Annotated in this window: 18 protein-coding genes; 12 read left to right on the top strand and 6 right to left on the bottom strand. The window is 57.8% G+C overall.

The window, feature by feature from the left end; genetic code table 11:
* The first annotated feature begins 2 nt into the window (after positions 1–2).
* From pstB to phoB, 3 genes are all read left to right on the top strand, one after another.
* A complete protein-coding gene (gene pstB, locus AC0J4F_RS24190) occupies positions 3–791 on the top strand; it encodes a phosphate ABC transporter ATP-binding protein PstB (RefSeq protein WP_286189813.1) in 789 nt (262 codons plus the stop codon).
* 32 nt (positions 792–823) lie between these two features.
* Positions 824–1519 (top strand): phosphate signaling complex protein PhoU, encoded by a 696-nt coding sequence (gene phoU, locus AC0J4F_RS24185; protein WP_133948073.1) that lies wholly within the window; start codon positions 824–826, stop codon positions 1517–1519.
* 87 nt (positions 1520–1606) lie between these two features.
* Positions 1607–2302 carry a phosphate regulon transcriptional regulator PhoB gene (phoB, locus tag AC0J4F_RS24180; protein ID WP_040451610.1) on the top strand — a complete coding sequence of 232 codons (696 nt, stop codon included), beginning with the start codon at positions 1607–1609 and terminating at the stop codon, positions 2300–2302.
* Positions 2303–2344: 42 nt separating this feature from the next.
* Here phoB and AC0J4F_RS24175 read toward each other — a convergent pair whose 3' ends face one another.
* Together AC0J4F_RS24175 and AC0J4F_RS24170 are read right to left on the bottom strand one after the other, a co-directional pair.
* A complete protein-coding gene (locus AC0J4F_RS24175) occupies positions 2345–3280 on the bottom strand; it encodes an IS110 family RNA-guided transposase (protein WP_473023611.1) in 936 nt (311 codons plus the stop codon).
* 246 nt (positions 3281–3526) lie between these two features.
* On the bottom strand, positions 3527–4072 hold the full coding sequence (locus AC0J4F_RS24170; protein ID WP_133948071.1) for a GcrA family cell cycle regulator: 546 nt from the start codon (positions 4070–4072) through the stop codon (positions 3527–3529).
* A gap of 425 nt (positions 4073–4497) precedes the next feature.
* Between AC0J4F_RS24170 and AC0J4F_RS24165 the strand changes: the two genes are divergently transcribed.
* From AC0J4F_RS24165 to AC0J4F_RS24145, 5 genes are all read left to right on the top strand, one after another.
* Entirely contained in the window at positions 4498–5697 is a 1200-nt protein-coding gene (locus AC0J4F_RS24165) for an acetylornithine transaminase (RefSeq protein WP_473025016.1), read from the top strand.
* Positions 5694–6623, top strand: coding sequence for an ornithine carbamoyltransferase (gene argF, locus AC0J4F_RS24160; RefSeq protein WP_209172869.1), 930 nt, complete (start codon positions 5694–5696; stop codon positions 6621–6623). Before AC0J4F_RS24165 ends, argF begins: the two co-directional genes overlap by 4 nt.
* A gap of 12 nt (positions 6624–6635) precedes the next feature.
* Complete coding sequence (locus tag AC0J4F_RS24155; protein ID WP_473025015.1) at positions 6636–7610, top strand: Hsp33 family molecular chaperone; 975 nt, start codon at positions 6636–6638, stop codon at positions 7608–7610.
* A 192-nt stretch (positions 7611–7802) separates the two neighbouring features.
* Positions 7803–9212 carry an efflux RND transporter periplasmic adaptor subunit gene (locus AC0J4F_RS24150; protein WP_473025014.1) on the top strand — a complete coding sequence of 470 codons (1410 nt, stop codon included), beginning with the start codon at positions 7803–7805 and terminating at the stop codon, positions 9210–9212.
* 11 nt (positions 9213–9223) lie between these two features.
* Positions 9224–12622, top strand: a complete 3399-nt coding sequence (locus AC0J4F_RS24145; protein ID WP_473025013.1) for an efflux RND transporter permease subunit — start codon at positions 9224–9226, stop codon at positions 12620–12622.
* A 2-nt stretch (positions 12623–12624) separates the two neighbouring features.
* Here AC0J4F_RS24145 and AC0J4F_RS24140 read toward each other — a convergent pair whose 3' ends face one another.
* Positions 12625–13266 (bottom strand): alpha/beta family hydrolase, encoded by a 642-nt coding sequence (locus tag AC0J4F_RS24140; RefSeq protein ID WP_473025012.1) that lies wholly within the window; start codon positions 13264–13266, stop codon positions 12625–12627.
* A gap of 178 nt (positions 13267–13444) precedes the next feature.
* On the opposite strand from AC0J4F_RS24140, the gene AC0J4F_RS24135 reads away from it, so the two are divergent.
* On the top strand, positions 13445–14209 hold the full coding sequence (locus tag AC0J4F_RS24135; protein ID WP_473026465.1) for a sterol desaturase family protein: 765 nt from the start codon (positions 13445–13447) through the stop codon (positions 14207–14209).
* Here AC0J4F_RS24135 and AC0J4F_RS24130 read toward each other — a convergent pair.
* Positions 14203–15000 carry a transporter substrate-binding domain-containing protein gene (locus AC0J4F_RS24130; RefSeq protein WP_473025011.1) on the bottom strand — a complete coding sequence of 266 codons (798 nt, stop codon included), beginning with the start codon at positions 14998–15000 and terminating at the stop codon, positions 14203–14205. The two genes, AC0J4F_RS24135 and AC0J4F_RS24130, sit on opposite strands and share 7 nt — an antisense overlap.
* A 143-nt stretch (positions 15001–15143) precedes the next feature.
* Here AC0J4F_RS24130 and AC0J4F_RS24125 point away from each other — a divergent pair, with 143 nt between their 5' ends.
* The 3 genes from AC0J4F_RS24125 (at position 15144) to AC0J4F_RS24115 (ending at position 19132) form a co-directional block, all read left to right on the top strand.
* Positions 15144–16997, top strand: coding sequence for a glycosyltransferase family 2 protein (locus AC0J4F_RS24125; protein WP_473025010.1), 1854 nt, complete (start codon positions 15144–15146; stop codon positions 16995–16997).
* A gap of 130 nt (positions 16998–17127) precedes the next feature.
* A complete protein-coding gene (locus AC0J4F_RS24120) occupies positions 17128–17949 on the top strand; it encodes a bifunctional allantoicase/(S)-ureidoglycine aminohydrolase (RefSeq protein WP_473025009.1) in 822 nt (273 codons plus the stop codon).
* Between the two features lie 199 nt (positions 17950–18148).
* Positions 18149–19132, top strand: coding sequence for a type I glyceraldehyde-3-phosphate dehydrogenase (locus tag AC0J4F_RS24115; RefSeq protein ID WP_473025008.1), 984 nt, complete (start codon positions 18149–18151; stop codon positions 19130–19132).
* Position 19133: 1 nt separating this feature from the next.
* Here the strand turns inward: AC0J4F_RS24115 and AC0J4F_RS24110 are convergent, their stop codons facing one another.
* Positions 19134–19622: an ureidoglycolate lyase gene (locus AC0J4F_RS24110; RefSeq protein ID WP_473025007.1), complete on the bottom strand. Its 489-nt coding sequence runs from the start codon at positions 19620–19622 to the stop codon at positions 19134–19136.
* Positions 19619–21034, bottom strand: coding sequence for an allantoinase PuuE (gene puuE / locus AC0J4F_RS24105; protein ID WP_473025006.1), 1416 nt, complete (start codon positions 21032–21034; stop codon positions 19619–19621). The genes AC0J4F_RS24110 and puuE overlap by 4 nt, the downstream gene beginning before the upstream one ends.
* Positions 21035–21106: the final 72 nt, after the last annotated feature.

The following is a 21106-nucleotide window of genomic DNA, read 5'->3' as shown; positions in this document are numbered from 1 at the left end:
ACATGCCGAAAATTGAACAGGCGACAGATATGACCGACAGCAAGATTTCAGCCAATAAAGTGCAGGTCTATTACGGCGACACGCACGCGATCAAGGACGTGGATATTGAAATCCAGCCGCGTTCGGTCACGGCCTTCATTGGCCCGTCCGGGTGTGGCAAGTCGACATTCTTGCGGACCATCAACCGCATGAACGACACGATCGATATCTGCCGGGTCGAAGGCTCCATCCAGATCGACGGCGAAGACATCTACGATCCGAAGGTCGATCCGGTGCAGCTGCGCGCCAAGGTCGGAATGGTATTCCAGAAGCCGAACCCGTTCCCGAAATCGATTTACGATAACGTAGCCTACGGCCCGCGCATTCACGGTCTGGCCCGGAACCGGGCTGAGCTTGATGACATCGTGGCCTCCAGCCTGCAAAAAGCGGGTCTTTGGGAAGAAGCCAAGGATCGTCTCGACGAACCTGGAACCGGCATGTCCGGTGGTCAGCAGCAGCGCCTGTGTATTGCTCGCGCGATTGCCGTTAGCCCGGAAGTGATCCTGATGGATGAGCCGTGTTCCGCTCTCGATCCGATCGCGACTGCCAAGGTTGAGGAACTGATCGACGAGCTGCGCGAGAATTACACGATTGTGATCGTAACGCACTCCATGCAGCAGGCCGCTCGCGTGTCTCAGCGCACTGCATTCTTCCACTTGGGAATTCTGGTTGAAGAAGGTCCGACACAGGATATCTTCACCAACCCGGTGGACAAGCGTACGCAGGACTACATTACCGGCCGCTTCGGTTAACCGGATTGCACATTTTTTCGAAGGGACACAGGATGTCTGAACATACAGTCACGGCTTATGATGACGAATTGAACGTCATGGCCGGCCGGATCGCTGAAATGGGCGGTCTCGCAGAAAAAGCATTTGCAGAAGCCGTTTCCGCCCTCGTGTCCGGCGACACCGATTTGGCGCGCCGCGTGATTGATCAGGATCGCCGTCTTGATGCGCTGCATCAGGACGTTGAGGAAGGCCTGATCGCAATGATCGTGCGCCGTCAGCCGATGGGGCAGGATCTGCGTGAAATCACGGCTGCCAGCCGGATCGCGAACGATCTGGAGCGTGTTGGCGATCTTGCAAAGAACGTTGCCAAGCGGGCAATCGCAATCGACAACGACATTCAGAGCAAGAAGCTGGCAATCGGCGTCGAGCACATGACCGAGCTGGCCCTCGGGCAGCTGAAAAAGGTTCTGGATGCCTACACCGGACGCAATGCAGAGGCAGCGCGCCACGTGCAGGAAGCTGATGCCGAAGTCGATGCGATCTACACCTCTCTGTTTCGCGAACTTCTGACGTACATGATGGAAGACCCTCGGGTGATCACCTCCTGCGTCCATCTCCTCTTCTGTGCGAAGAACATCGAGCGGATCGGCGATCATGCCACCAACATTGCCGAAAACGTCTTCTTCATGGTGACGGGCGAACGGCTTCCGGAAGACCGCACCAAGGTTGATGAAACCGGCGCTATGTGAGTTGCCAGAGCCAGCCTGAGCGGGCTGTGAAGCAGGAACTGTAAGCCGGCGCTTTGGTGCCGGCTGAGGGAATTGGAGTGAGAATTCATGCCGAAGGTCCTCATCGTCGAAGACGAAGAACCGTTGAGCCTTCTGTTGCGGTATAATCTGGAAGCGGAAGGATACGCCGTCGAGACCTGTGTCCGCGGCGACGAGGCGGAAATCCGCCTCCGGGAAACCCAGCCGGACCTTTTGTTGCTGGACTGGATGTTGCCCGGACTGTCCGGCATAGAACTGTGCCGGCGCCTGCGGGCACGCGAAGACACCGAGCGCTTGCCGGTCATCATGCTGACGGCGCGCGGCGAGGAAGCTGAGCGCATCAGAGGCCTGTCGACCGGAGCGGACGACTACGTGGTCAAACCGTTCTCAGTGCCCGAACTGATGGCGCGTGTCCGCGCGATCTTGCGGCGGGCAAGCCCGGAGGTGGTGTCCACGATGCTGCGCTCTGGCGATATCGAACTTGACCGGGAAACACACCGCGTCCGGCGCAGCACCAAGGAAATCCATTTGGGGCCAACAGAGTTTCGCCTTCTGGAATTCCTGATGACCGCACCAGGCCGGGTCTTTTCCCGCGAACAGCTGCTGGACGGTGTTTGGGGGCACGATGTCTATGTGGATGAACGCACGGTCGATGTTCACGTAGGCCGCCTGCGCAAAGCGCTGAACAAGGGCAAGGCGAAGGATCCGATCCGCACGGTGCGCGGGGCTGGGTATGCCTTCAACGACCAGTTCACGGCAGCCTGATCGAGACTTTCAAGACAAACAAAAAAGCAACGGTGTTGGTAGTCAAGCGGAGACCATCATCGTTTCTTTTAGCCTTGCATTGAGAATGATGATCATTTTTCGCATGACGGCGACGAGGGCGACCTTTGACGGTTTTCCATTTGTTTTGAGGCGTTTGTAGAAGGCCTTCATGACCGGATCAAAGCGGATGGCTGGCAGAGCTGCGACGTAGAGAGCATCTCGGATTTGCCGCCGTCCACCGGAGATCATGCGTTTGCCCCGCATGAGGCCGCTATCCTTGTTGAGCGGGGCCACGCCGACGAGCTTGGCGACCTGTCCTTTGGACAAGCTCCCCAGCTCCGGCAAGTCGGCCAGCAGGAAGCAAGCTGTTCTTAGACCGATGCCTTTGAGGGACATGAGAACATTGGCCCTTTGGGCAAGTGCCGGGTCCGACCTGATGCAAAGCTCCATGTCGTCGATAACAGCCTGGCGCTGATTGGTCAAAAAGCGCAGACTTTCTTCGATCCAGGCTATCGTCCTGCCGGTCTGCTTTTCCCTGCGGTTCTTTTCTTGAACGATCATATGGCTCAGTTGCCGGTATCTTTGAACCAGCTCCTTGAGCAGGGTCTGGGCCGCGGAGCTGGGAGTGAGGAGGCGTGTCTCCAGGCGTTGGCCATAGTCGGCCAGAATGAAGGCATCAATCTTGTCGGTCTTGGAGAGCTGGCCACAGGCCCGGGCAAATTGCCGGACTTGCTTGGCGTTCACCTTGGCAACTGGCCGGCCAACCGCCAGAAGGGCAGCCTCAACGGCACGCTCATAGCCGCCGGTCGGCTCCAGGATCAGCCGTTCTATCGAGTTGAACCGCATGAGAAAGGTCAGGAATGCATCGATCCCTTCCTCCGTGTTGGTGAAACTCGCACGCTGCTCATCGGGCAGAACGCAAACGTCAAACGTGGATTTTGATATGTCGATGCCGACAAAACGGCTAGCATAAGGCATGGCTTGGTCTCCCTTATACGCGAGCGCGAAGCTCTCTCAACGGTTCGACGAAGCCTCAAGTGTGTGAAGGGTTCTGCTTTTTTGCGAACGCAAGGTTCATGCCCGCAAGGGCTCAACCACTTCACACACCGTCATAAAGGTAAGGCCATACCTCAATGACAAAGAGGCCGGAGCATCAAACCATGCTCCGGCCTCATAATGTATAAGCCCGCCAAATCGGCGGGCTTTTTCTTGGGTATTTCGAGATCAGGAAGCCTGGGCAACACTGGTCTTGTTGTTGGCGCTCCGGCGGCGGTCTGCGACCGGCTGGTAAGCAATCTTGCAGTGGTAGGGGCAGTAGGGCACGCCGGCTTCGGATACTTGACCACAGAAGTAGAAGTCTTCTGTCGCCGGATCGCCGATCGGCCACTTACAGGTGCGCTCAGTTAGCGTCAGGATAGTCGCCCGCTTGGACATTGGAACAACATCAGCGATCGGTTCTGCAACGGGTTGAACCTCTGCGACCGGGGCTGGCGTCGGCTCCATCTTCAGCGCTGCGGTACCTTGGGTCTGCGGCTGTGTTTGCGGACGTTTCGGTGCCGATTGAGACGCCGGATTGGCCGTTGTGCGGGGACGGCGCGGTTTTGCGCTTGAGGAAGAAGACTTTGCGCGGCCGGAAAGACCAAGCCGGTGTACCTTGCCAATCACTGCGTTCCGGGTGACACCGCCAAGCTCACCCGCAATCTGGCTTGCGCTCAAACCATCGCCCCAGAGCTTCTTCAAAAGCTCAACCCGTTCGTTCGTCCAACTCATTGCCGCACCCCTTGCCAAGGCCAGTGACTGGCCAAAATCCCGTTATTGGACACGCGAACGCAAGTCCATTATGGCATATCTTGTGCCTCTATTTGATACGCCGCACGAGATGTCGTGTCTGATTAGTCAAAGGTTACAATAACGTTAATTTGTGAAGCAACCGTCAGGCTGCAGTGAGTTGGGGATGAACGGACTTTTCCCCAACAGATGCGAGGTCCTTGAGACTTTTACATAAAACAGCCCGAACCCCGGCAATGGCCATTTCCATTGACAGGCGGGGACCTCGGCAGTGTATAAGGATCTTGCAACGTGCCGCCGCTTTGGCGGCACATTGCGTTTTTGGCCTGTAATTTAAGGCGATGCCCCGGAGTTCCGACGGTCCGATACCAGTGGCGCTTCCGGCGGCCAAAGGAGACTAAAGAGGTATGTCCGCGTCCGCGCTTTTTGGAAACTACGCAAGATCGAACCTGTCATTCGATCACGGGGAAGGTGTCTGGCTTGTTACGAGTGACGGCCGACGATTTCTCGATTGCGGGTCCGGGATCGCGGTAAATTCGCTCGGACATGCTCATCCGCATCTGGTCCAGGCCCTTCAGGATCAGGCGGCCAAGCTGTGGCATATTTCCAATTTGCATCAGATGCCGGATGGCGCGCGGCTTGCGCAGCGCCTCACCGATGCAACATTTGCAGACAAGGTTTTGTTCGTGAATTCCGGCGCCGAAGCAATGGAAGCGGCGATCAAGTGTGCCCGGCGTTATCACTATGACCGCAATGAGCCGGACCGGTATCAGATCGTGACCTTCGAAGGTGCTTTCCATGGTCGGACACTCGGCACGATTGCAGCAGGTGGCCAGGCAAAATACCTCGAAGGTTTCGGACCTAAGGCCCCGGGCTTCGATCAGGTGCCCAGCGGGGACTTGGAGGCCTTGAAAGCCATGGTCGGTCCGCAAACCGCAGCGATCGCGATCGAACCCATCCAAGGCGAGGGCGGCATTCGGGAAGTCGACTACGAATTCCTGCGCGCTCTGCGCAAGCTTTGTGATGAAACCGGAGCCCTGCTGATCTTTGACGAAATCCAGACGGGTGTCGGCCGGACCGGAAAAATGTTCGCGCATCAGTGGACTGGCGTTGATCCGGATCTGATGGCCGTCGCCAAGGGCATAGGCAGCGGGTTCCCGATGGGCGCTTGCCTTGCGACCGAAGAAGTTGCGTCCGCGCTGGCACCTGGAACCCACGGCACGACCTTCGGTGGCAATCCGCTCGCTATGGCTGTTGGTAATGCGGTTTTGGACGTCATCCTTGCTGATGGTTTTCTGGAAGAGGTTCAAAAGAAGGGCCTCTCCTTCAAGCAAAAGCTTTCCGGGCTGGTCGATAGCCACCCGAAGGTGTTTGAGGCTGTACGGGGCAATGGTCTGATGCTCGGCATCAAGTGCACCGCGCCGGTGGGAGACTATGTCGCCGCCGCGCGCGAAGCGGGCATTCTTGCGGTCCCGGCCGGTGACAACGTCGTCCGGATCCTGCCGCCACTGACCATCTCGGAAGAAGAGATTTCCGATGCGGTTGATCGGCTGGAGAAGGCCGCAGTTGCCGTTGAGAGAAAGTTGTTGGAAGGAGCGGCCGAATGACCGCCAACGGAGCGTACAAAAACTTCCTGGATCTGACCCAATTCGAGGGCGATGATCTGCGCGCTATTCTGGAAACAGGAAAGAAGATCAAGGCAACCCGCAACGGCGTTCGCCGGGGTGAGGGGCCGCTGGCCGGCAAAGTTCTGGCCATGATTTTCGAACAGCCATCGACACGGACCCGCATTTCCTTTGACGTTGGGATGCGCGAACTCGGCGGCGAGACGTTGATGCTGACCGGTGCGGAGATGCAGCTGGGCCGAGGCGAGACCATCGCAGACACGGCGAAGGTGCTGTCCCGGTTCGTCGACGGCGTCATGATCCGGATCCTGGACCACGAAGCCCTCAATGAACTGGCTGAAAACGCGACCATTCCGGTGATCAATGGCCTGACAAAGATCTCGCATCCGTGCCAGATCATGGCAGACATCATGACTTTCGAAGAGCATCGCGGCGGCATCTCCGGGCGCAGCATTGCCTGGACCGGCGACAGCAACAATGTTCTGGCGTCCTGGGTTCACGCCGCACCGCGCCTGGATTTCGAACTGCGCATCGCGACACCAGCCGAACTGGCCCCACCGCAGGATCTGATTGAGACCGCCCGTGCCAAGGGTGGTTCCATTCTGGTTACCGACGACCCATATGAGGCTGTCAAAGGGACCGACTGTGTCGTCACCGATTGCTGGGTGTCGATGGGCGACGATGATGCCGAAAGCCGTCACAATCTGCTGAGCGCCTATCAGGTAAATGAGCGTCTGATGGCGGAGGCAAATGGTGATGCACTGTTTATGCATTGCCTTCCGGCACACCGCGGCGAGGAAGTCACCAACGAGGTCATGGACGGTCCCAACTCTGTCGTGTTTGACGAAGCCGAAAACCGGCTCCATGCTCAAAAGGGCATTTTGGCCTGGTGTTTCGGCGCAGCTTGAGGCGTAGCCAAAGTGGCATTAAATTTGGAAGAACTGGGCATCAAGCCCGCAGGGCTGGACGCTGTCCGGCCCTTTGCCGTGGAAGGACTGGATGTCCGCGGGCGCAGTGTTGCGCTTGGCCCCATCCTTGAGAAAATTCTTGGACGCCATGATTATCCGGAGCCGGTATCCCGGCTTCTGGCGGAAGCCATTGTCCTGACAAGCCTGCTCGGAACCTCTCTGAAGTTCGACGGGCGGTTTACACTCCAGACCCAGACGCAGGGTCCGGTGTCAATGCTGGTCGTCGATTTTGAAACGCCGGACGCAATCCGTGCTTGCGCAACGTTCGACGCAGAACGTGTTGCCGGGTTGATCGATGCCGGTGCTGCGACACCAGAGGCGCTGCTCGGGCATGGTCATCTGGCGATGACCATCGATCAGGGCAAGCACATGCAGCGCTACCAGGGCTTGGTCGAGCTGAATGGTATCTCATTGGAAGAAGTCGCGCGCCGGTACTTCGAGCGATCTGAGCAGATCCCGACCGAAGTCCGTTTGGCTGTCGGTGAACTCTACACCCGGCAGGACGGAGATGCGCCGGTCAAATCCTGGACAGGCGGTGGCTTGCTCATCCAGTTCCTGCCTGAAGCGCCGGAACGGATGCGTCCGGCGGACATTGATCCGGGTGATGCGCCGGCGGGAACCGTTCGTCACGAAATTGACGAAGATGATGCCTGGGTCGAGGCCAAGGCACTTGTCGATACGGTCCAGGATGTGGAGCTGACCGACCCTGAAGTCAGCGTCGAAACGCTGCTCTACCGGTTATTTCATGAGCGCGGCGTCCGGCTTTTCGATGCCCAGCCGATTGCCGACAAGTGCCGTTGCTCGCGCGACAAAGTTGCCAATGTTTTGGCAAACTTTAGCGCAGACGAAGTGGAAGAAGTCACAGTTGATGGCAAAATCGTCGTGACGTGCGAATTCTGCAGCACCACTTACGAATTTGACCGCTGAGAACACACTGCAGGCCGGGGACATCTGGCCTGCAGACTGTATCCGCTGATACATTTGGATACACGAATTCCGGCCTCAAGGGCGCGTTTCTGCGCTGAAAACCTTGATTTTTTGCGGTGCAAAGTAATCTTATGCCCACTGTTCGCGTATAGTTTAGAGCCGTCGCATTCGCACCTGTGAGAAAGCTTGAGTATGTTGCAGTCCGTTGACCCGGAAACCGGCAAGCCGCCAAGTCCTGAAGTCCTTCCGCCCGCAGGCCGGACGCGGACACCGATGGAGCGCACAAAGCTGGTGCTGAAAGCGCTGCTTCAAACGGCTTTGGCGTTTGCCATTCTCTTTGGTGCCTTCAAGGGCATGAACCAGCTCATTGCAACCCGCCCGGACGTGCCGAAACGGCCCGTTCAGGAAAAAAGCTACGCGGTTGAAACAACCACCGTTCAACAAGGCGATTATGCGCCCTTGATCTCCGTTTACGGCCAGACCCAGGCTGGTCGGGAGGTCGATTTGCGGGCGCTGGTCGGCGGCGAGATTGTCGAAGTTCATCCAGACTTGAAGGCAGGCGGCAAAGTCGAGCGCGGCGATACCCTGGTTGTGATTGATCGTTTCGACTATGAAGGGGCCGTGACTGAAGCCCGTGCCAACCTTGCTGAAGCGCAAGCCGCAATGGTGGAAAACGAGGGCCGTGTTGCGCTTGAAAAGGCCAATCTGATTCGTGCCGGAGAACAGCTGGAGTTTGCCCAACGTGATCTGGAGCGGGCAGAGGAGCTTCTAGGACGCGGTGCGGCAACAGAGCGAACGGTTGACGACCGTAAGCTGATCGTGTCCCAACGCCAGCAAAGCGTTGAACGGTCAGAAAACACGTTGGCTTTGGAAGAGGCAAAAGTCGTTCAGCAAAAGGCGACTGTCGAGCGCCTGGAATGGCGCCTTGAAAACGCTCAGCGCCAGTTGGAGAACACTGTCCTTACCGCACCATTCGATGCGATCGTGCGCTCTTCGGCAGCAGAGCCAGGACGTCTTATCAGCGTAAATGATGCAATCGTATCCCTCTACGACAGCAGCGAATTCGAAGTCCGGCTGACCCTGTCGGACAACCAGTACGGCCGCTTGCTCGAAGACAGCGGTACGGTTGTCGGGCGCCCTGTCGACGTAATTTGGAACCTCGGGGATCAGCCTGTCACTTATGCGGCCACAGTCACGCGAATTGGAGCGGATGTCGCAAGTGACCGGGGCGGCGTTGATCTGATAGCGCGCATTGATGCGTCTGGAGCGGCTGTTCCGCTGCGGCCGGGTGCCTTCGTCGAAGTGGCGGTTCCGGACAGAACCTACGCCAACAGCTTTCGCATCCCGGAAACAGCCTATTATGGCCAGGGGACTGTCTATGTCGTTGAAGACAATCGCCTTCAGGCCAGGTCAGTGAATGCACTTGCGATTGACGACGGCTTCATCCTTGTGCGCGGCGATTTGAACTCCGGTGAAACCTTGTTGGTGACGCGGATCCCGGAAGCTGGCGAAGGATTGCTGGTCAGCGATGTGAACGCTGAGCAACCGGCCGCGAACCAAGCTGCTGAACCTGCAGATCAATCTGCTGCGGTCGCGCAGTAAAGGGGGACGACATGGCACGCTCTATGGAACCTCGCGGCATCATGGAAGTTCTTGTCCGGCACCCGAATGCAGCCAACCTAATCATGGCAATCATGGTGCTTTTTGGCGCATACGGCCTTGCCAAGCTGAACACGCAGTTCTTTCCAACCGTCAAGATCGACAGCATCTCCGTATCGGTTGCCTGGCCGGGAGCCAGTGCGGAGGACGTTTCGTCCAACATTCTTGAGGTCATCGAGCCCGAACTCCGGTTCATCGATGGCATGAAGGAATTGACATCCTACGGCCGCGAAGGCAGCGCCTCGGTGCGGATGGAGTTCTTTGAAGGCACCGACATGCAAAAGGCATTGTCGGACGTTGAACAGGCCGTCTCTGCCGTTACTACGCTTCCCGTGGATTCCGAAACGCCCGTCGTATCGGCGGCAAACTTTACAGACGGAGTGGCAACGCTTGCCCTGCGTGGTCCGTTCCCGGAGCAGGCGCTGAAAGTCTTTGCGCGGCAGATGCGCGATGACCTGCTCGCCCGTGGCATCGACAAGGTTGAGCTCAAGGGTTACCGGTCGCCGGAGTATCTCGTTGAAATACCGGAACGCGAACTTCGCCGGCTGGATCTGACCGTCTCGGATGTGGCTACCCAGATTGCCGGAAACACAGTTGATTTGCCTGCTGGCAATCTCGACGGAGGTGTCGAACGGCAGATCAGGGCCTTGTCTGAGGACCGGTCTCCGGAGGCTGTTGGCCGCGTTGAGGTGAAGTCCTTTGCATCGGGCGAAAAGACCAAGGTTGAGGATATCGGCACGGTCGTCCGGGATTTTGACGAAAGCGAAAACCAGGGTTTTTCTCAAGGCGCGCGCGCAATTGAGCTCGACATTCTTCGAGCCGAGACCACCGACACATTGAAGGCAGCGCAGATCGTCGATGACTATTTGGCAGAAATCACGCCTCAGCTGCCGCAGTCACTCGAAATCCTGAAATACGATGTCCGCGCCGATGCCGTGAAGGGCCGCATCAACCTGCTTGTCGAAAACGGGCTCACTGGTCTCGTGCTCGTGGTTGGGATTTTGTTCTTGTTCCTTAACGCACGGATCGCACTTTGGGTGGCAGCCGGCATTCCGGTCGCCATGATGGCAACGCTCGGGATCATGTGGCTGATGGGCGAGAGCATCAACATGATCTCCATGTTCGCCCTTATCATGATGCTCGGCGTGATTGTTGATGATGCGATTGTGGTCGGCGAGCATACCGCGACCCGGCAAGCCATGGGTGACAGTCCTGAAGATGCGGCTGTCAACGGGGCAACCACGATGCTGGCGCCGATCTTTGCCGCAAGCCTTACGACCATTGCGGCCTTTGTGCCGATCCTCCTGATCAGTGATGTGCTCGGTCAAATCATGGGAACGCTGCCCGTCGTTGTGGTCGCTGTTGTCATCGCATCCTTGATCGAATGTTTCATGATCCTTCCGGGCCACCTGTCGCATGCCCTCGGCAGCCGGCCGCGCTGGAACTGGTGGCGCGTCGTTCTTCTTGCGGGTGCGCCGGCGCTGTTCCTGAGCGCGCTTGTCAACCAGCCGGACACGTCGGTTCCCCCATTCCTGGATGTGATCGATGATCCCTTGCGCGCCCTCAAGAATACCGTCGGTTTGGTTCCGTTCGAGGCGATTGTTGTCGCGGTCTGTTTTACACTTGCAGTCGGATTTGAAGCTTTTCTGAGTGTCATGCGCCGATCACGGGCCGGGTCCCGCCGCAGCGGCCAGCCAAGCTGGTTCCGCCGCGGGTTTGACGCTGGCTTCAACTGGGTCCGCGATTATCCCTTCCATGCCTTTGTGAAGGTCGCGGTGAACTGGCGGTATGTGACCTTCGCGGTTGCTGTGGCCGCCATGGTGCTGGCTGTGGGGCTTGTCCGTGGTGGTCGGGTTGGCTTCACATTCTTTCCCTCGCCAGAAGCGGAAAACCTGACTGCCTCTATCTTTTTCCATGCTGGCATCCCGGAAGATCAGGCAATCGCCGGGATAATCAAAATTGAGGACGCCCTAAAAGAAGCGGAAGCGGAGCTCAGCGGCGGCGCTGGTTTGAGCCTTGTCGTTGCGACCTACGCAACGCTTGGTGTTGCGGGCAACAACCGTGGGGACAATGTCGCAAACATCACGGTGCAACTCAGCCGGTCCGAGGAGCGGACTGTCCGGACGCCGGCCATTGTGAATGCGTGGCGGGCAGCTGTTCCGGAGATTCCGGGCATCTCCCGCGTTGCGATCGCCGAACGGCGCGGCGGTCCTCCAGGGCGGGATCTGGATATCCGTCTGACCGGCGCATCGCTTCAGGATTTGAAGGCGGCAGCACGGGAGCTGCAGCAGGAACTGTCTGCGTTCCCGGGCACCAGCGGCGTTGAGGATGATTTGCCCTATGGCAAGCCGGAGCTGCTGGTCGAGCTGACGCCACGCGGACGGGCGCTCGGGTTCACGGTGGAAAGCGCAGCCCGGCAGATCCGCAATGCGTTTGAGGGCAACATCGCCCGGAGGTTTGCTGAAGGCGATGAAGAGGTGACCGTTCGGGTTCGCCAGCAGATCGATGTGGAGGGTACGGCCGCCTTGCGGCAGCTGTCCTTGCGAACACCGGGCGGTGAATTCGTACCGCTCACAGAAGTGGTCAACCTAACCGATGCGCAAGGCTTTTCGGTAATCCTGCGCCGGGATGGCAAGACGGTTGTCTCCGTGGTCGCCGACATCGACAGCACGGTGACGTCGAACAACCAGATCATTGCCGAGCTTCAGGAAACCTTCCTGCCCAATCTCGCAAGAACCTACGGTCTGGAGTATTCTTTTGCGGGTAGGGCAGAGGAGCAGGCGAATGCGTTCTCCGAGCTCCTGACCGGTGTGCTCATGGCAATCGCAGGGATCTACATCATCCTTGCTGCGATTTTCGGCAGTTATTCCCGGCCGCTCGTTGTCATGTCGATCATTCCGTTTGGCATCGTCGGCGCAATTGTCGGCCACTACCTGATGGGCTTCAAACTCACCATTCTCAGCATGATCGGTTTGCTCGGACTTGCCGGGATCCTGGTCAACAACTCGATCATTTTGGTCGCCCGTTTCGAGGAACGGCGCAAGAGTGGCGAAGACCTGGATTCAGCTGCAATCAGTTCAAGCTGCGATCGTCTTCGGGCCGTGTTGTTGACCTCAATGACCACCATCGGCGGGTTGTTGCCGCTGATGTTTGAGACCAGCCTGCAGGCGCAGTTCCTGCTACCCATGGCCATCACGATCGTGTTCGGCTTGGCGACCGCAACAGCGCTGGTTTTGGTGCTGGTGCCGGCTCTCCTGAAGATTGGCGACGATATCGCCGGTCTTATTCAGCTGCGCCAGAGACCTGTGCCACCATCTGCTGGGACCGGACGTGGATTGACCCCAGCCGAGTAGTGTCAATTCCCGGCTGCGAATTCTGCAACGGCTTGAGCGGCAGCGTGGATGTTGCCATCGAGCGTTGCGGGCGATTTGCCGCGCGGACCAAAGTCGTGGTTGCCGTCTTCCAAATACCTGAGCGCGACAGCATCGGGCAGAGTGATGGCATCAATTTCCGCCTGATTGCCAAAGGGATCGCGATCTCCCTGCAGAATTAGTACCGGGCGCTTGGCGTCCTGAAGAGGGGAAAGCCGCCAATCGGCATCCGGCTTGCCTGTGGGATGGAACGGATAACCGAAGCAGCAGACACCCTTAACCCGGGAGGGCAGCGAGCCGCCGCCGGACAACATGGCAGCCACCCGGCCGCCCATGGATTTCCCGCCCACAAAAAGCGGGCCTTCTGCTTCACTCATCAGCGTCTGCAGGGCAGTTTGGAACTCACCGGTCAGCTTGTCGGCCTTCGGTGGCGGTTTTTTGGGGCCGCCAGTTCTGCGGCCAGCCATGTAAGCAAATTCGAACCGTGCACTCGCAATTCTGTTTTCGGCGAGCGCACCTGCAAGCTTCTCCATGAACGTGGAATCCATCGGTGCGCCGGCCCCATGTGCCAGGAGTAGTGTTGCCAAGGGGTCTGTGTCCGGCCGGGTCCAAAGAAAATCAGTCATGGTTTTGTCTGCTGTGCCGCGCGAATGTGAATTGCTGGAAATCGTGTCCGTGCACTACATATGCTCGGCAAGGAAAGCAAGTCAGGGATGTGAGGTGCAGGTGGAGACGGCTGAATTACTGGAAAGTCTGGATACGAACACAATCCGGCTGGCCTGTTTTGCGGGAATATTTGGCCTGATGGCGGCTGTTGAATTTGCATTGCCGAAGCGGGAGCAACCACTAGGGCGGAGCAAACGTTGGCCGACCAATTGGGCGCTCGTCGTTCTTGATGCAGCGTTGGTTCGGTTCATCTTTCCAATTGGTGGTGTTGGTTTGGCGATGCTGGCCTTCGATAACGGCTGGGGCCTGTTCGGCTGGCTCGGCTGGTCGGGCGTTGCGGCCTGGTTGCTGACCTTCGTTATTCTGGATCTTGCGGTCTGGTTTCAACATTGGGCGTCTCACAAGGTGCCGCTGTTCTGGCGCATTCACCGGATGCACCACGCAGATGCTGAGGTCGATGTTTCGACCGCCCTTCGGTTTCATCCGATTGAGATCCTTCTCTCGTTTGTCTGGAAAGGTGCGGTTATAGTCGCGCTCGGCGGACCGGTGGAAGCGGTGCTGGTTTTTGAAATCGTGTTGAATGGCGCAGCGCTCTTCAATCATGCCAATGCCTCGCTCCCGGAATGGCTTGACCGGATCCTGAGAGTGTTGATCGTGACACCGGACATGCACCGGGTACATCATTCGGTTGAGCGCCGCGAAACGGACTCGAACTACGGCTTCAATCTTTCCGTATGGGATCGGATTTTCGGAACCTATGTGCCGCAGCCTGAGCGGGGGCACGATGGCATGGAGCTCGGCCTTGGACCCGAACTCACACCGAAAGCGCACAGTTTGCCGTTCAGTCTGGCTATTCCGTTTCTAAGGTCCGGACGGCGTCCCGAGGCACCTGAAAATCAGTAGAAACTGAGTGGGAAGTAACGCAGATACAGTTCCTGGTAGACGCCCTTTTGGTGCAGCTGCCTTAGGGCATAGTTCAATGCTGCGGCCCGCTCGGTATCACCGCTCCGCGTAGCAATCGCCATACCCTCCCCAAAGTAACCCGGCTCCAACCACGGACCACCGGCAAAGTGGCAGCAGTTTTCTGCGGCCGGGCTGCGCAGCCAAAACGAGAGACTGAGACCGTCACCAAAATGAGCATCTGCCGTCCCATTCTTCACGGCTTCTCTCGCTTCTGCAGTGGACGGGAAGTTCAGTATGTCGGCGCTGGGCCAGAACTTGCGGGCAAAGGCTTCGTAACGGGTTCCGGCTTGGACCGCGACTGTTTGGCCGGGTTCGGGAGCATCGCCGAAGTCGTTATCCGCTGAATTTGAAACGATCACACGGGCCGGCAGTTTCATGTAATCGTCGGTGAATGTCAGATCGCGGGCCTGCGGTGCATACCGGGAAAGGCCTGAGATGATTGCGTCTCCCTCTTCCTCCTCCAAGGCCGGGATCAAGACCTCAAAGTCCTTTATTTTCAACGCACAGGAGATTGCGAGCTCCTGGCATAGGGCACGGGACAAGTCGATGTTAAACCCTGTCAAGCGGCCTTGCGGATCGCGGAACACAAAGGGCGGGAAGTTGTCCGTTGCAAGAAACTGGATTGTGTCCGGGATGTTGTTCGGCCGGTCGAAAACAGCTTTGTGATCCCAGAAATTTGGAACGATGATTTCCGGTTGATCTGCCCGAGCTAAATCAGAAGTTGCAACCATAGCGATTATAGTTAATAGTAATGCAACTAAATATAAGAAAGTAACACCAAATACCCGTTTGCCGGGGGGCAGCAACTCAGATTCGTTTATTGACGATCCCCTACGGCAGAAGTGCGTGTATCGAGTATGCGGGGGGAACGGAAATGCAGGACAGTCTGCCGGGTGTTCTTGAAATCCTGTTGTCACGTGGCGTTCCCCGATCGGTTTTAACAGCGGCTCATGACGCGGCCCAAGTTCATGGCGTCCCGTTCGAAGAATATCTGCTTCGCCACGCCATTGTCACTACGGAGTGTCTTTACAGCGCCTTTGCAGAACTCTGCAATCTACCGTTTTTGCCCGAAAACGGATTTCGGTTGCGCACCTTGAATGACCGGCCATTGGCCATAGGGGAGGCGGAGTTCGGCCCGACCCTTCTATCGCTTTACCGGAACCAGGCGCTTTATGCGATCGCTCCGGAGCCCGGACAGTTTCTCGCGGTCCGCCGCCATTTGGAACGCCATCCGGTGCTAGCCAAACAAATCCGGATTACGACCCCGGCCGCAATCGAATATGCGTCCCATGTATCCAATTCACCGGCCGGAGAATTGGAAATCCGGTTTCCGTCCTATTCGGCGCGGCATATCCGGTTGCCGGCGGTCCTTTTGATCCTGTGTTTTCTCGCTGTCTTTGTGCTGGGTGTCAGCCAGATGATCTCCGGGGCTTTGCTGTTTGTTGTAACCGGCGTCGTTTCGCTGTCCTGTTTGGGAGCCGGGATCATCCGCTTTGTTTGCGCACAGTCTTCTCAAGAGGAAGACTTGGTCTACCATTTGCCGGAACCCTTGAGCTCCGGGCTGATCATTTGGCCGAGATATACGGTTCTTGTTCCGCTCTATAGGGAAGCAGGTGTTGTTCCGGATCTGCTACGGGCCCTGAACGCACTGAACTATCCGCGTGACCGGCTTCAGATCCTTCTCCTGATGGAAACGGACGACCTTGAAACCGCTGCAGCCCTTCCTGAAGATCTGCCACCTCACATCGAAGCCTTGGTGGTGCCGGACGGGACACCCCGGACGAAACCACGCGCGTTGGACTACGGTCTGGCAGCGGCCACCGGAACTTATGTGACTGTCTTCGATGCGGAGGACCGGCCAGACCCTGACCAGCTGAAGAAGGCGGCTTTCCTGTTTGCTCGAGGACCGGCCGAACTCGCTTGCCTGCAAGCGCGATTGCTTGTCGACAACGCCAACGAGACCTTCATCTCCCGCCAGTTCGCGCTTGAATATGCCTGCCTGTTTGACCAGTTGTTGCCGTGGTTGTTCAGGCATCGTTGGCCGTTTCCACTGGGGGGGACCTCCAACCACTTCCGCATCAGTGCATTGCATGCTGTTGGTGGGTGGGACCGGTACAACGTGACTGAAGACGCTGATCTCGGCGTCCGGCTCGAACGGCTTGGGTTCCGGCTCGGTGTCTTGCCGTGTCAGACATTGGAAGAAGCGCCGGTTACCTTGAGGGCTTGGCTCGCCCAGCGCGCCCGCTGGCACAAAGGGTGGCTGCAGACAATTTTCGTTCATGCCCGATCACCGAGACGGCTACTGAGCGATCTGGGAGCGGTCAGAACAGCCGTTTTGGCGGCATTGTTCCTCGGCACTTTTCTCTTGATCGCACTACATCCGGTTTTCTTGGTTCTTCTGACCGGCTCTCTCCTTGGGTATTACGACCACACTTATTTCTTCGGCAATATTGTGCTGACCGTGATGTTTGTATCAGGTGCGGCCGCTGGCTATGCGGGCGCTTTGTTTGCTTTGTGGACAGGTGCCCGCAGGCGCGGGCATGGCATCCGGTTGCTCGACGCACCGGGCGTCTTGATCTACTGGATGTTTGCGGGTCTCGCTTTTTACAGAGCCGTCTGGGAATTGGCCTCAGCACCTTACCGCTGGAACAAGACGGAACATGGTGTATCGCGTCAACGAACCTCTTTGACCGATTGGAAAACGGCGCCCGAAGCGGAACTAAAATAAGCATTATCTTTGTTGCAAAGCGTAATCATCCCATTTTCTTGAAAAATCGAAAACTGCTGATCTCTTTCCCCTCTGGCCTATGGAGCGTTTGAAGGCCATATTTCCGTTTGCAACTGAAATTAAGGGAAGAATGGCAGTGCCGAAGTCGTACTACGCGCCCACAGGCGGACATCCAGGGCAGGAAACACTCTTGACTGACAGGGCCGTCTTTACAGACGCCTATGCCGTCATTCCGCGCCGGACCATGCGCGATATCGTAACCAGTTACCTGCCATTTTGGGACGAGACGCGTCTTTGGGTCCTGTCCCGCCCATTGTCCGGGTTTGCCGAGACCTTTTCGCAGTACATCATGGAAGTCTCACCCGGTGGCGGGTCAGAGCGCCCGGAAACAGACCCCGATGCTGAAGGTGTTTTGTTTGTTGTGGAGGGCGAGGCCGTTCTGACTGTCGAGGGAACGCGCCATGACTTGCACGCCGGAAGTTATGCCTTCCTGCCGCCCGAGACGGATTGGACCTTCAAGAATGAAAGCACCAATCCAGTGCGCTTTCACTGGGTACGCAAATCCTATGAAGCTGTCGACGGTCTGGATTTCCCTGAGGTCTTTGTGAGCCATGAAGACGATGTCGCGCCAATAGAGATGCCGGGAACGGACGGCAAGTGGGCAACGACCCGCTTCGTCGATCCGAAAGACTTGCGGCACGACATGCATGTCAACATCGTCACCTTCCAGCCGGGGGCGGTTATTCCCTTTGCCGAAACCCATGTGATGGAGCACGGGCTTTATGTGCTCGAAGGCAAGGCGGTTTACCGGCTCAATCAGGATTGGGTGGAAGTGGAGGCCGGTGACTACATGTGGCTCCGGGCCTTTTGTCCTCAAGCCTGTTATGCCGGTGGCCCGGGGCCATTCCGATACCTTCTCTACAAGGACGTCAATCGGCACATGGCGCTCTAAACAGCTGCACCAGACGGAATGGGACGAGGTAAGGCAGTACCCTGCTCTTTCCCATAATTGTCTCTAAGGACAATGTTTTTCGAGACAGGCAGCCATGGATTGATAACAATATGACTGCGGTCCAGCTTCACCTGCCGGGCCGTGAAAGCCCGGTCTTGCCGGGTGTTCCGGCTGCTCTTCATCATAGCGGACATGTAACATGCGGATCGTCATCAACGGGTTCGGCCGTATTGGCCGGACTGTCTTGCGCCAAATACTGCGGTTGCCAGCTGGTCACTCCATTGATGTGATGCAGATCAATGACATCGCCGCGCTCGAGACTTGCGCGTACCTCTTCAAGTACGACAGCGTCTTTGGTCCTTATCCGGGATCCGTTGAGCGCACGGACAACAGCCTGATCGTGGACGGGCGTGAGATCCCGTTCACGTGTGCTCCGGACATTTCCGGGTTCGACCTGTCAGGTGTGGATGTGGTTATGGAATGCACCGGGCGGGCTGATACCAGAGATGTTGCGTCCCGGGGCCTCAAGGCCGGCGCCAGCAATGTGCTGATCTCCGGACCGTCTGCTGCTGCAGATGTGACCCTGGTGCTCGGGGCAAACAAAGATCAGCTCGGCAGACACACGATTGTGTCCAATGGGTCTTGCACAACAAACGCCCTGGCTCCGCTCTTGCGCGGAATTGATGATGCGATCGGCATCGAAACCGGCCACATGACGACGGTCCACTGTTACACCGGCAGTCAGCCGATGGTGGATGCACCGCGTGGGCCGCTGGAGCGCAGCCGAGCAGGCGGTGTGTCCATGGTTCCGACGACCACCAGTGCGACCAAGCTCTTGGGCGTTGTTCTGCCGCAGCTGGACGGCAAAGTCAGCGGGGCTGCCGTACGAGTTCCCTCGATCAGTGTCTCGGCAATAGACGTTACGCTGACGTTGAAAGAGCCGCCTGAAGATGACTTCAACGCGCAGCTCCAGGAGATCTTTGACAGCAGTTCAATCGTCGGTTTTACAAACGATCACGTCGTCTCGACCGATATGCGTGCCCGGCCGGAGTCTCTGGTTGTTGCTCTGCCGGAAACGCTTGCCGTTGGGGACCGTCAGGTCCGCATTTTCGGCTGGTACGACAATGAATGGGGCTTTTCCTGCCGGATGATCGACATGGCGCGCCTCATGGCGGCCCGGTAGGTCAAACCGCGTCAACGATCCAGGGCGTATCGAACCAGTGTTCTTCCAAGTTCGCCCCATCCCCGATCCGGTCGACGACGATATAGCGGCCAGGTTTTTCGATTGGGGCAAGGACCCCGTGCCACGTTCCCCGATGAAGGTTGATGGATTGCCCTGGCTGGGTGACAAAGGCTGTCAAATTGACCGGTGCGCCGTCCTGGTCTTCGGCGACAATCACCAGCATCGGAACACTGTCCAGCGGAACAAACGCCTGACTGCCGTCCGGGTGCCGCTCGACCATGTCGACCGTGTAGGGAAAGGTTCGAGCCTTGGCGTCAAAGAGGCTGATCCCGGCGCGGCCGCTGCCGAAATCAACCTTTGCCAGATCATGATGGCGCCCGCACATGCCTTGGTTGATGATCTTGTCCGGCTCACCGGATACCTCGATCACATCGCCATAGGCAGAAAAGGCCTCAGCTGTCAGTGGCGCGGGCGTCAGAACATGGGTCATGGCAGAACATCCGTCAGCCGGAACTCCGCGATCCGCTCAACCTGCCGGCAGGCCTCGGCAAATTCCGTTTCACGATCATTGCCGATCCGCTCGTGAAAGGCAGCCAGGATGGACGCCTTGGTGTGATCACGGACGGCGATGATGAATGGGAAGCCGTGCTTGGCGACGTAGTCGGAATTGAGCTTGGTAAAGGTCTCCCGCTCGTCATCGGTGAGCATATCCAGACCCGCACCTGCTTGTTCGCTGCTGCTTTCTGCTGTCAGGCGGCCAGCCGCTGCCAGTTTTCCGGCAAGATCCGGGTGCGCGGTCAAAACGCCCAGGCGTTCATCGGCGCTCGCGGTCCGGAATTTGCGGCAGAGCGCATTGTGCACCCCGGCCGCACAGTCATGCGCCGGGCCGAGTTCCAAATCAAACGCTCGTTCTGCAATCCAGGGCGAGTGCTCAAAGATGCCGCCGAATTTGGCAACGTACGTGCCGCGATCCATCTGGCTCGGCCGCTCAAAGGCTTGCGGCGGATGGTGTTTGGCCCAATGCTTAGCAATCTCGATCCGGCGCGGACACCAAACGTCGGTGTGGCTCTGGATGTAATCGATAAACTTCTTCAAGGCCGCGATCTTGCCCGGCCGGCCGATCAAGCGACAGTGAAGGCCTATAGACATCATCTTCGGAGCGCCCGTTTCACCTTCGGCATAGAGAACATCGAATGCGTTTTTCAGGTACTCGAAGAAATCCTCACCGCTGCTCCATCCCGGCGACACGGAAAAGCGCATGTCGTTGGCTTCCAGCGTATAGGGGATGATCAGCTGTTGCCTGCCGCCGATCTCAAGCCAATAGGGCAGGTCGTCGTCATAGGTGTCGGAGATATAGTCAAAGCCACCTTCTTCCGCGACCAGCCGGACCGTGTTTTCCGAGCAGCGACCAGTGTACCAGCCGTGTGGACGCTCACCTGTGACTTCTGTGTGGAGACGGATCGCTTCTGCGATGGCCGCGCGTTCGGTCTCCGGATCCATGTCCTTGTGTTCGATCCATTTCAGACCATGGCTGGCAATTTCCCAGCCGGCGCTCTTCATGGCCGCGACCTGTTCCGGATTTCGGGCGAGCGCTGTTGCAACACCGTAGATGGTTAGCGGGATGTTCGCGCCGGTGAAGAGCCGGTGGATCCGCCAGAAACCGGCGCGCGCGCCGTACTCATACATGGATTCCATGTTCCAATGGCGTTGACCCGGCCACTGGGCGGCACCCGGAATATCTGACAAGAACGCTTCAGACGCGGGATCGCCGTGAAGGACGCAGTTCTCGCCGCCTTCCTCATAATTCAGAACGAATTGCACAGCGACCTTGGCACCGTTCGGCCAGTTTGCGTTCGGCGGCGTGGGACCATAACCACGAAGATTGCGGGGATAGCGATTCAAGACAGACCTCCAAGCTTTCCGGTCTTATAAAACAGCGCGCGGGTATTCGGTTTTCGATAATTCTTGAAAGTG

The sequence above is a fragment of the Roseibium sp. R5 genome (assembly GCF_055755305.1).
Note: the sequence above shows the minus strand (reverse complement) of the source record. Positions and strands in the feature narration are given on the sequence as shown.